General features: G+C 69.4%; 7 protein-coding genes. 3 read left to right on the plus strand and 4 right to left on the minus strand.

The annotated features are described in order from the left end of the window. Entirely contained in the window at window positions 1–1968 is a 1968-nt protein-coding gene (locus tag CG723_RS22705) for an alpha-glucuronidase (protein WP_100595303.1), read from the minus strand. After that, the gene (locus CG723_RS22710; RefSeq protein ID WP_100595304.1) at window positions 1965–5090 is read right to left on the minus strand and encodes a glycoside hydrolase family 2 TIM barrel-domain containing protein; all 3126 of its coding nucleotides are present in this window, start codon (window positions 5088–5090) and stop codon (window positions 1965–1967) included. Before CG723_RS22710 ends, CG723_RS22705 begins: the two co-directional genes overlap by 4 nt. Window positions 5091–5381: 291 nt before the next feature. On the opposite strand from CG723_RS22710, the gene CG723_RS22715 reads away from it, so the two are divergent. Beyond that, window positions 5382–6122, plus strand: a complete 741-nt coding sequence (locus CG723_RS22715) for a type 1 glutamine amidotransferase (RefSeq protein WP_100595305.1) — start codon at window positions 5382–5384, stop codon at window positions 6120–6122. Here CG723_RS22715 and CG723_RS22720 read toward each other — a convergent pair. After that, window positions 6082–7335: a benzoate/H(+) symporter BenE family transporter gene (locus CG723_RS22720; protein WP_100595306.1), complete on the minus strand. Its 1254-nt coding sequence runs from the start codon at window positions 7333–7335 to the stop codon at window positions 6082–6084. The two genes, CG723_RS22715 and CG723_RS22720, sit on opposite strands and share 41 nt — an antisense overlap. A 142-nt stretch (window positions 7336–7477) precedes the next feature. Here CG723_RS22720 and CG723_RS22725 point away from each other — a divergent pair, with 142 nt between their 5' ends. Continuing rightward, on the plus strand, window positions 7478–8047 hold the full coding sequence (locus CG723_RS22725) for a helix-turn-helix domain-containing protein (protein WP_100595307.1): 570 nt from the start codon (window positions 7478–7480) through the stop codon (window positions 8045–8047). Window positions 8048–8349: 302 nt separating this feature from the next. Here the strand turns inward: CG723_RS22725 and CG723_RS46340 are convergent, their stop codons facing one another. Next, window positions 8350–9126: a gamma-glutamylcyclotransferase family protein gene (locus CG723_RS46340; RefSeq protein ID WP_159032518.1), complete on the minus strand. Its 777-nt coding sequence runs from the start codon at window positions 9124–9126 to the stop codon at window positions 8350–8352. Window positions 9127–9763: 637 nt separating this feature from the next. Here CG723_RS46340 and CG723_RS22735 point away from each other — a divergent pair. After that, a complete protein-coding gene (locus CG723_RS22735) occupies window positions 9764–11155 on the plus strand; it encodes an MFS transporter (protein WP_100595308.1) in 1392 nt (463 codons plus the stop codon). The last annotated feature ends 278 nt before the right edge of the window (window positions 11156–11433 follow it).

Here is an 11433-nt window from a genome sequence, read left to right on the forward strand (position 1 = left end):
CTAGTGGATGCGGCGCCCGCCCGCGTCCGGGATCCCGGACTTGCGCAGGAAGTAGCTGTTCACGTGGTCGCGCCACTCACGGGCGCTGCGCAGCTGCTCCTCGTACAGCTCGGCCACCCGGGCGTGCCGCGCGGGCGCCACCAGGTCGGCCAGTGACGCCCACTCTCTTTGTCCCGCCTCGGCCTCCTCGACGCCCTCGAAGTGGGTGTCGTAGATGTGCTGGATCACTGTCTTGCCGCTCTGGAGGACGTGCCCGTACGGGACGTGGTGGAAGAACAGGAGCAGCTCGTCGGGGCAGCTCTCGGGCGTCTCGTACGTCTGTGACCAGGGTTTCGCGTACTGGGCCGCATATCCGGTGCCGGTGGCGCGGCTGCGGTCGACGCCGAGGCCGTCGCGGTCGGCGAAGTGGTAGGTGCCCCAGGGGCTGTACTCGTACCCGTCGACGCTGGGTCCGTAGTGGTGCCCGGGCTGCACCATGAAGCCTACGCCCAGCGGCGCGGTGTACTTCTCGTACGTCGTCCAGGACCCGCGGAGTACCGCACGCAGGCCGGAGCGCAGTCGCTCGGGGTCGGCGGTGCGTTCCGGTGTGAACGTCAACTCGATCCATTCATCGAGGAGTTGCTCCTGGTCGGTGTCCGGCTGCCAGGCCAGGCGGCCGAACGCGTACAGGTTGTACTGGGCGAGCGGGTGCCCGGTCCAGTAGGGGTCGGATCCGGCGTTCGATACGGCCACCAGGCCGCCACCGAGCGCGAGTTGGCCGATGGTGGCGCCGTCCTCGCCCTCGGGCCGGAAGCCGAGCACCCCGGACCACATCGGGGCGAGCGCGCACACGTGGCGCTGCTGCCCGGTGTACTCCTGGGTGGCCTGCAGCTCGACCGCGACCCGGGTGCGGGGCAGGGCGCCGATGACCGGCGAGACGGGTTCGCGGACCTGGAAGTCCATCGGTCCGTGCTTGACCTGGAGCACCGCGTTGTCCTTGAACTGCCCGTCGAGCGCGGCGAAGTGGTCGTACGCGGCGCGCGCCCGGTCCGTGGTCCGGTCGCGCCAGTCCTGTGTGTGGTTGTAGACGAAGGCTCGCCAGTGGACGGTGCCGCCGTGCGGGGCGAGCGCGTCGGCGATCAGGTTCGCGCCGTCGGCGTGACTGCGGCCGTAGGCGAAGGGACCCGGCTGTCCTTCGGAGTCGGCCTTGACGACGAAGCCGCCGAAGTCAGGAATGTGCGCGTAGACGCGATCGGCTGCCGTCCGCCACCAGTCCCGTACACCGTCGGCGAGTGGGTCGGCGGTGTCGAGCCCGCCCAGGATGACGGGCGCGGCGAAGCTGACGGAGAGGTGGGTGCGGACGCCGTACTTCCTCAACTCTCTCGCGATGGTGGCCACTTCTCCGATGCGGTCGGTGAGGAGTCGGGCCTCGGTCCCATGGACGTTGACGTTGTTGACGCAGACGGCGTTGATCCCGCAGGCCGCGAGGAGCCGTGCGTACGCGCGGACCCGGTCGCGGTCCCCGCGTGCCCGTCCGTCTTCCCAGAACAGCGAGCCGCCCGCGTAACCGCGCTCGACCTGGCCCATCACGGGATGTACGTCGATGTTGTCCCAGTGGTTGAGCATGCGCCGGGAGAGGGCGGGGCGGTGGGTCTGCTCGGGGGCGTCGGTGAACGCGGCGGCGCCGAGGCGCACGACATGGAAGAAACCGTACAGGAGGCCGGCCGGAGCGGCGGCGGTGACAGTGGTGCGCCCGCCGGATCGCGTCAGAGTGAATCCCTCGGGGCCGGTGTCGGCATCGCCGTCGAGTCGGAAAACGACGTCTCCGGCGCCCTGCAATACGCCGAACTGGCCGTGGATGTACGTGACTTCGGCGCGCAGCGTGTCGACGAGCGGGCCGTCACCCTCGATCACGACGCGTCGTGATCCGATGCCACGCAGCGCCTCGTCAGGCAGCCAGGCGTGGTCGAAGCCGTTCGCGTCGCTCATGAAGCTGTCACATCGAGCGCGACGATCCCGAACGCCCCGGCGGGTTCGCCGGGCCTGCCGCTGGTCAGGTCCAGGCGGAGGCGGCTGCCGTGTACCGCGTCGAAGGTGATGACGGTCGGCTCACCGGACGCCGTCGCCCAGTCGATGTCGGCGTCATGCACGGCGACGTAGCCCTTTCCGTCCCAGACCGACACGTCGACCGAGGCGGGCAGGGAGTGTTTCGCGTCGACTGTGAAAGAGACTTCGACCCGGCCGATCTCGCGCTCCTGCGCCCATGCCACCGACACCCAGTCGGTGGGCCGGGCGCCGGCGAAGGCAGGCAGCAGGGCGGTGGCCGCCTTCTGGAAGGAGTTGGACCACTGGGTCGCGGGGTCCCCGTCGAGCATCGCGGCGGGGAGAGTGCCGGTTGCGCCGGAGTAACTCGCGTCGGCGAGCGGGTACTTGGATGCTCCAGGGCCGGGGTCGGGGGCGAAGGGTTCGGCCCACGTGACGGGCCCGCCCGCCGGTCCCGCCACCCGCACGGAGACCTTGCCGGTGCGCAGCCCGTCGGCAGCGGCCGTGACGGTCAATGCGCCCGGCTCGGTGCCCACCCTCACCATGGCGAGCGCGAGGCCGTGGAAGGCGGTGCGCGTACTGGCCTGGTACCGCTCGGCGCTCTCCTGCCGCCCGTTGTCCAGACCCGCCAGCCCACCGCCCTTCACGGCGAATTCGAGGAGGTGCTCGGCATCGGGGACGAGCACGCCGCGCGCGTCGACGACCTCGGCCGTGACGAAGACCAGCGAACGCCCGTCGGCGGCGACGGACCTGCGGTCGGCGGTGAGGCGCACTCCGTGCGGTGTCCCGGCGGTGCGCAGCACGTCCGTCGCCACGACCTTCCCGCCCGCGCGGGCCACGGCCTTCAACTCGCCTGCCGCGTACGGAACCTTCCACGACAGGTGCAGCCTGCCTGCGCTGCCGTTCGGCGACGTGTAACTGCCGGGGTAGGGGCCGGAAGTGACCGTCTTGTCGTCGTGTGTCGCCTCCGTGGTCTCCAGGTAGGCGCGGCCGTCGACGGTCTTCTTCGCGTCGAAGGAACGCACGCCCAGGGAACGGCCGTTGAGGAGGAGTTCGACCTCGGCGACGTTCGCGTACGCCCACACCTCCACCTCCTGGCCGGGCTTGTGCGTCGTCCAGTCCATGGGCAGCAGGTGCACCATCGGCTCATCGGTCCACTGGCTGCGGAAGAGGTGGTACATGTCCTTGGGGAACCCGGCCGTGTCGACCGCACCGAAGAACGACGCCTTCACGGGGAACACGTCGTACGGGGTCGGCTCGCCGATGTAGTCGATGCCGGACCACAGGAACTCGCCCGCGAAGAAGCGCCTGTCGCGGTCCTTCTTCAGGCCGTACTCGCCGCTCATCGTCCACGAGGCGAGGTTGTTGTCGTAGCTGGACGTGGCGCGCCGCCCCGGGGTGTGGTTCTCCCCGGTGTTGAGGTGCTCGGGCTCCTGGTACGCGCCACGGGTGGACGTCTCCGACGACGACTCGGACTCGAAGAGGAACAGGTGCGGGTAGCGGGCGTGCAGCGCGTCGACGGACGCGGCGGTGTTGTAGTTGAGGCCGAGGCCGTCAAGCTCGGCCAGGATCAGGTCCGCGGGCGACCCGGCGGCGGGCAGCGAGCGGTACTTGTCGGAGCCGATGACGATCGGCCGCGTCGTGTCGAGGGCCTTGATGTCAGAGACGAGCCGCCGCGCCATGTCCACGCCTTCGGCCCGGGTCGAGTCGGGTATCTCGTTGCCGATCGACCACATCAGGACGGCGGGCGAGTTGCGGGCGGCGCGCACCATTTCGGCGGTGTCGGCGTCACTGTGCGCGTCGAAGAACCGGCCGTAGTCGTATGGGTTCTTTCCGGTGCGCCAGCAGTCGAAGGCCTCCACGAGCATGACGATGCCTAGGTCCTCGCAGGCCTCGATCACCTCGGGGGCGGGCGGGTTGTGGGATGTGCGCAGCGCGTTCACGCCCATGGACTTCATGATGGTCAGCTGGCGGCGGACGGCGTCCGGCTGGACGGCGGCGCCGAGGGCGCCGAGGTCGTGGTGGAGGTCGACGCCCTTGAGCTTGGCGTGGGTGCCGTTGAGCGAGAAGCCGTTCTCCGGGTCGAAGGTCGCGTGCCGCACGCCGAACCGGGTGCGGTACGTGTCGACTGTGCGGCCGTCCACCCGCAGGTCGGTGACGAGGGTGTAGCGGTGGCCGGGCGTGTCGATGGACCACAACTGCGGCTTGTGGAGGGTGAGTCGGGCATGGGCCGTTGCCGGGTCCGCGCCCACGTCGCGCAGCACGGACTCGCTGTGGGCGACGCGTCGCCCCTTGGCGTCGCGGACAGTGGAGACGACCGTGACGGCCGGCGCGGTCCCACCGGACTCGTTGGCGACGGCCGTGCGGACGTCGACCGTCGCGTATCCCTTGTCGAGGGCGGCGGCGAGGTCGGGCGTGGTCACGAAGGTGCCCCAGCGCTGGACGTGTACCGGCTCGGTGACCACCAGGCGGGCGCGGCGGTAGATGCCGCTTCCCGAGTACCAGCGGCTGCTGGGCAGCCGGTTGCGGACCTCGACCGCGAGGACGTTGGCGGTGGCGCCGTCCGAGTGCAGCAGGTCGGTGATGTCGTAGGCGAAACCGGTATAGCCGTAGGGGTGGTTGCCGACGAGCTCGCCGTTGACGTAGACGTTCGCGTCCATGTAGACGCCGTCGAACTCGACGGAGATTCGCTTGCCCGTGTAGGCGGCGGGGACGGTGAACTTCTTCCGGTACCAGCCGAGTCCGCCGGGCAGGAAGCCGGTGCCGCTGGTCGTGTTGTGCTCCGTCGTGGGAGTCTGCTCGATGCTCCAGTCGTGCGGGACGGCGACCGCACGCCAGTCCGCGTCGTCGAAGCCGGGGCGCTCGGCGCCGGCGTACGCGCCCGTCGGGTCGGCGATGCCGTCGGGACTGACGAGCGCGAAGCACCAGCCGTCGGCCAGGTCCACGGTGCGGCGGCCGACCGGACCGGTGCGGTCAGCGGCGGCCGCGCCGGGCGCGGGCGCCGCGAACGTCCCGGCCATGGAGCCGGCCGCGCTCGCGGCCAGCACGGTTCTACGGGTGACATGCATGAACGGGTCCCCTCGAAGCCAACACGACTCACCAGAAAGCAACTTGAGCGGACTGATTCTTTCGGCTTCGGGCCGGGATTAGTCAAGGGCCTTTCCAAATATGCTTCCCGGCCGCCGTCTCGCCTCCTGGGACGGACTCGCCCCGGCGACCCGCAGTTCCGGACCCTCTGCCCCTCGGAGCAAGGCGGCCGACGGACCGTTGACGTCGCGCGTCGCGCCCTGATCTGCTGCTTTGATCAACGCGTAGGGATCACGCGGCTAACGCAGATGCCGAGCAGGGGAGCTGAGGCAATGACGCCCTCGCACGCACCGGGCCCAGGCCCAGGCCCACAGACCGCTGTGGTCATACAGAACACCAGGAGCGGCGGTCCCGGCCGGGTCGGTGCCTGGCTGCGCGACGCGGGACTCGGTCTCGAAGTGCTGCGTCCCTACGAGGGTGAGGCCCTGCCCGAGGCGCTCGACGGCAGGCCGCTCCTCGTGCTCGGCGGCGGCTTCCTGCCGGACGACGACGAGCGCGCGCCCTGGCTCCCGGCCACGCGCCGGCTCGTCGCGCAGTCACTGGACGACGGCTCGCCCGTGCTCGGCATCTGCCTCGGTGGCCAGTTGCTCGCACAGGTCGCGGGCGGCAGCGTACGGGCGAATCATGGGCAGCCCGAGTTCGGCAGCACACAGATCCGGCTGCGCCCCGAAGCCGCCGACGATCCGCTGCTGTACGGGCTGGGCGCGACGGCGCCCGCGATCGAACGGCACGTCGACGCGATCACCGAACTGCCGCCGGGCGCCTCCTGGTTGGCGTCCAGCGCGGCCTGTCCCCACCAGGCGTTCCGGGTCGGGGCGCGGGCCTGGGGTGTGCAGTTTCACCCTGAGGCGGAGGCCGACCGGATCGCCGGGTGGGACCGGGAGCTGCTGGCCCGGCAGGGCTATGACAGGGACCGGCTGCACGCCGAGGCCATGACCGACGAGGGCGCGGCGGTCTCGGCGTGGTCGGTGTTCACACGGAGGTTCGCTCAGGTGTGCGCGAAGCTGCCGTGACCGGCTTCGGGGCCGGCGCGGACGCGGCGGCCCCTCGCCGTCGTCCCACCGACACGATGACGCTGGTGAGCACGCCCGCGAGCAGCCCCCAGAACGCGGACCCGATGCCGAGAAGCGTCACGCCTGAGGCCGTGGCGAGGAAGGTGACGACGGCCGCCTCCCTGGATCCGGGGTCGGACAGGGCACTTGCCAGGGAGGCCTCGATCGTGGCGAGCATGCCGACCCCCGCGACGGCCAGGACGAGTGCGTGCGGCATCGCGGTGAGCAGCGAGGCGACGGTCGCGCCGAGCAGGCCGACACACAGGTAGAAGACACCCGCCCACACGGCCGCGAGGTAGCGCCGCTGCCGGTCGGGGTGGGCCCCGTCGCCGGCGCAGATCGCGGCGGTCATCGCCGCCAGGTTGATACCGAACGCCCCGAACGGCGCGAGCACCGCCTGCACCGCACCCGTCCACGTCAGGACCGGCGAGACGGGCACCTCGTAGCCGGAGCCGCGCAGCACGGCGACCCCCGGCAGATTCTGCGAAGCCATGGTGACGACGAACAGCGGCACGCCGACACTGATCAGCACCTTCCAGTCGAACTCGGGAGCCGTGAACACCGGCTGCGCGAGGGACAGTCGGACCCGTTCCAGATGCCAGCCCCCGGTGAGGACGGAGGCGACAACTCCGCCGCCGAGCGCGATGAGGACCGCGTAGCGCGGCAGCAGTCGACGCCCGAGGAGATACAGCACGAACACCGGGAACGCGATGGCGAAACTGCCGCCCATCTGAGAGAAGAGCCCCGTCCCGAACTCGAGCAGCACACCGCCGAGCAGCGCCGATGCCAACGGCACCGGGATCCGGTCCATGATCCGCGCGAACCACCCCGTGAGACCGCTCACCATGATCAGCACGGCGCTGAACACGAACGCGCCCACGGCCTTCTCCATGGACACCCCGCTCAGGCTCGTGGCGAGGAGCGCGGCTCCCGGTGTCGACCAGGAGGTGACGATCGGGACCTTGTGCCGCAGCGACAGGCCCACGCAGGTCACGGCGATCCCGACGCCGAGCGCCAGCATCCACGAGGACACCTCGCGCGCGTCCGCCCCGGCGGCCCGCGCCGCGGTGAACACGATGGCAGCGGCACTGGTCACGCCGACGGTGACCGCGATGAGCCCCGCCGCCACGGCCGAGGGCGGTGCGGTGGCGCGTATACGGGCGAGCGGGGACATGCGGGCATCACTTCCGAAAAGGGTGTGGGATCGCGGGTTCCGAGTGTTCCGTAAACGGAACGTTCTGTTTGTGGAACACTAAGGACGCAGGTGGCGGCACGTCAAAGCGCCGGTGGGCGCAGAAACGGACGGAACCGGGCAGATGGGTCTGAACGACGAGGTGGGCCGCAGGCTGAAGCGGCTGCGGCAGGACGCCGGCCTGTCTCTGTCGGAGCTCGCGCGCCGCTCAGGCGTCGGCAAGGGCACGCTCTCCGAACTCGAGACGGGCCGGCGCAACCCCACCTTGGAAACGCTCTACGCCCTGACCACCGCGCTCGGCCGCCCGGTCAGCGCCGTCCTCGACGACCCACCGCCCGGCGTCGCGGCGGGCGCGGGCGGAGTCTCCGGCAGCGCCGTCACCGCGGTTCTCCTGGAGCGGTACGAGGACGAGAGCGCGGCCACCGACGTCTTCCGCGTCACCATCGCCGACGGCGCGACCCAGGAGTCGGCCGCGCATGTCCCGCACACCACGGAGAGCCTGATGGTGCTCTCCGGAACAGCGGTCGTCGGGCCGCCGGACGCGCCGCAGACGGCCGGACCTGGCGGCCACGCCCACTGGCCGGCCGACGCCCCGCACTTCTACAGCGCACCGGACGGCGAGGTCCAGGGCATCCTCTTCGTCCGGTACCCGAAGGGCGCGTCTTCGAAGGATGCTTCCTCGGAAGAGTCCTAGAGGTCCGACAAAGGCGTTGGACGTGGCGGTGGATGATCAGGCAGACGGCCAGGCCGAGGAAGTATCAGCGCGCGCCACGAGCAGCGGCTGGAAGAAGCCCGTCTCCCGCGGCATCCGCCACCCGCGGTCCGTAACCGCCGCCGCGAGGCCGCTCAGCCGGTCCCGGCTGAGCGCCCAGTAGGTGGTCCGGCGGACCCGGACGCGCCATTCTTCGCCCGCCGGCCTGAGTTGAAAACGCTGGTGCAGCCCGCTCCCCCGCCGGCCGACCAACCGACATCCCTAGATCGTTTACACAACAGCGCTCAGGTCCCGGCACCGGGAAGGGAGATGGAGCGGAACATGTCCTCGCCGAGCTGATCCCGGATCAGACTGTCGATCCTGTTGGCTTGCGGAACATGAACAAAGGGTCTCCATGGATAAATGCGGTCATTGATCCAAGGAGTCTTCCAGTCGGTCGTGGCGGTGAAGAATCTCTGCGTGAACTTCGCTGCACGGGACGCAGGAAACTCACTCTCAACCTCCAGGCATCCGCTCACGCATACATCGACATACGACTGAACAATGGGGAATTCCTGACTGACGTACCTACGCGACGCGCTTCCGAAGTACCAGAAATTTCCGGTCGGTGGGGCCGATCTTCCGTCCAGCATGGCGATGTCACCAGGAGGAATGCGGATCAGCTTGTAGCCCTTCTCTCTATCGGCGAACGCCTTCAATTCACCTTGCGACACGGGGAAGATCACGCCGTTGCAGGTCGCACGCCGGTCCGGAAATGCCCCCAAGTACGTGGGGCCCCAGCTGGCAGTGTCGACCCGGTCGTACCAGCCACGCGTGATGCCCTGGACGGAGACCGGGAAGGACTTACCAGCTTTCGGCCACGTCTCCTGCCGGGATTCCCTTTGAATCAATGACCCGTATCCGAAAACATACTGACTGCCTGGATCGGATTCTCTCGCACCGGCTTCTGCCGAGCCCTGCCCAATGGTGCAACCCGTGGCGGCCGCGCCAAGACCCAGGATTGCAATACCACCCAGTATCTTACGTCGCCCCACTTCAGCCTCACCTTTCATGGCCGACATGCTCCCGCTCCGGCAGCGGAGAGTCGAGAACGACGCGCAGATCCTTCGGGTTGTCGTCCACACGGCCGGTCATCCGGTCGAGATCGGAAACACCTGCTTGTTCTCTGACTTTCGACGCAGTTCGCGCTGGTGCCGTGCATACCCGTCAATGGTGAATGACTACGCGGTACATGACGATCCGACTGGCCGGCCGGCTCGTCGGCCGGCTGCCACTGCGCGAACGGGCTGTCGAAGTCGACGAGTTCACCCGTGGCAGTCTGCACACCCAGCCGGCGGTCACCCGTCGCACCGCCTGCGGCCCTCGCGTCCTGCCAGGTCCCGCTGCCAGGCCTTCATCTGGTCCGGGTCGCTCGCCGAGCTGAGCGGCAGCACCAACACGGCGACAACTCCCGTGTCCGCAAGGCCCTTCGCCCGCGCTGCATTCGCCCGCGCTTCACATCGCCCGCCCGAACCCACCTCGTAGATGGACTCCTTCCCCGAACGACCGCCACACCACGGAGTACGAGCACAGGCCGAACGCCCGGCCGGACAGCCCGTCGCGACGGCCACGAGTCCGGTGTCCGACCACGTCACGGCCATGGTCACGTCGCATCATATGCGTGTACCTTGCAGACATTTGAAAGGAGCTGACAGGCGCATGACGCAAACCACCCCCTCCACCGCCGGCTCTCCCTCACCGGTGTCCCGCCGCCTCGAGGTCCTGCGGCCCGGTCCCTGGCACCGACGGCTCACGGCGGTCGTCGGCATCGGTGCCTTCTTCGACCTCTACGAGGTGTTCCTCGGCGGCGTACTCGCCGCCGCGCTCACCGAGCCCTGGCATCTGAGCCAGACCCAGAAGTCGTGGATCATCGCCGCCGGATTCCTGGGGATGTTCGTCGGCGCCAACGTCATGTCACTCCTCGCCGACCGTTTCGGCCGACGCCGGATGTTCCTGGTCAACCTCGCCACGTATTCCGCGTTCTCCCTGCTGTGCGCCGCCGCGCCCGACGTGAACTGGCTCATCGCGGCCCGGTTCCTCGCCGGGCTCGGGCTCGGCGCCGAACTCGTGCTCGTCGACACATACCTTTCCGAGCTGCTGCCGACGGCCGTGCGCGGACGCTACATCGCCTGGGCCTACACCGTCGGGTTCCTCGGTGTGCCGCTGGCGGCGCTCCTCGGCGCACGCCTGGTGGCCGAGCACGAGATCGCCGGGGTCTCCGGCTGGCGCTGGCTGCTGGTGGCGGGCGCGTTCGGCGCCTTCTGCATCCAATGGATGCGGCGCACTCTCCCCGAGTCTCCGCGATGGCTGGAGGCCAAGGGGCGGCGTGCGGAGGCCGAGGCCGTCGTCGCGCACATCGAGACAGTCAACGAACCGGGGACTGCCGGTAGGCGCCCCGCGCCACGACAGGCCGCAGCCGAGACCGAGACCGATGCGGTCCCCACCGTGCGGGTTCCACTGCGCCGGATGTTCCAGCCGCCCTACCTCCGCCGCACCGTCATGTGGTGGATCTTCCAGGTCCTGCAGACCGTCGGCTACTACGGTTTCGGCTCTCTGGCCCCCGTCGTCCTCGCCGCCAAGGGCCACTCGACGACCGCCTCGCTCGGGTACGCGGCGCTCAGCTTCTGCGGTTACCCGCTGGGTTCCGCTCTGTCGATTCCGCTCATCGAGCGGTTCGAGCGCCGCACCCTCATCATCGTCGCCGCCCTCGGCCAGGCCTTCTTCGGCGTCCTGTTCGGGTTCGCCGACGCGGCCTGGCTGATCGTGGGAAGCGGCTTCCTGCTGACACTCTGCAGCAACGTCTTCTCCAACGCGTTCCACGTCTACCAGGCCGAAATCTTCCCCACGAACCTGCGCAGCAGCGCCATCGGTATCGCCTACTCACTGTCGCGGCTGGTCTCCGTGATCCTGCCGTTCATCGCACTGAGTGTCCTCGAAGACCTCGGCGCGACCGCGGTGTTCGCCGGCTCCGCCGCACTCATGGTGCTGCTGTGCCTCAACGTGGGGCTCCTCGGCCCCAAGACGAAGGGGCTGGCGCTGGACGCCATCTGAACGACCACCCGCCCCGCCCCTCCGGAGATCCAGGTCAGGAGGTGTCTCGGCGAGGCCGTCGCCCGGCGCCGCCTGCCACACGTCGGGCGGCGTCCCAGAGGGGGCCGTGAGGGTCTGCAACACTCCCCCAGAACCGGCACGCCCTGACGAAGCCGCGCAGGCAAGGGCCCCTCCCCACACCCAACCGGCCGCGGAAAACGATGGATTGACGGAACGACACCGGAAGGGCAAAGATCGACAGGTACTGATTTGACAACGTTGTCGTACGAGAGGATCGC

This window comes from Streptomyces sp. CB01635 (assembly GCF_002803065.1).
Classification (GTDB): domain Bacteria; phylum Actinomycetota; class Actinomycetes; order Streptomycetales; family Streptomycetaceae; genus Streptomyces.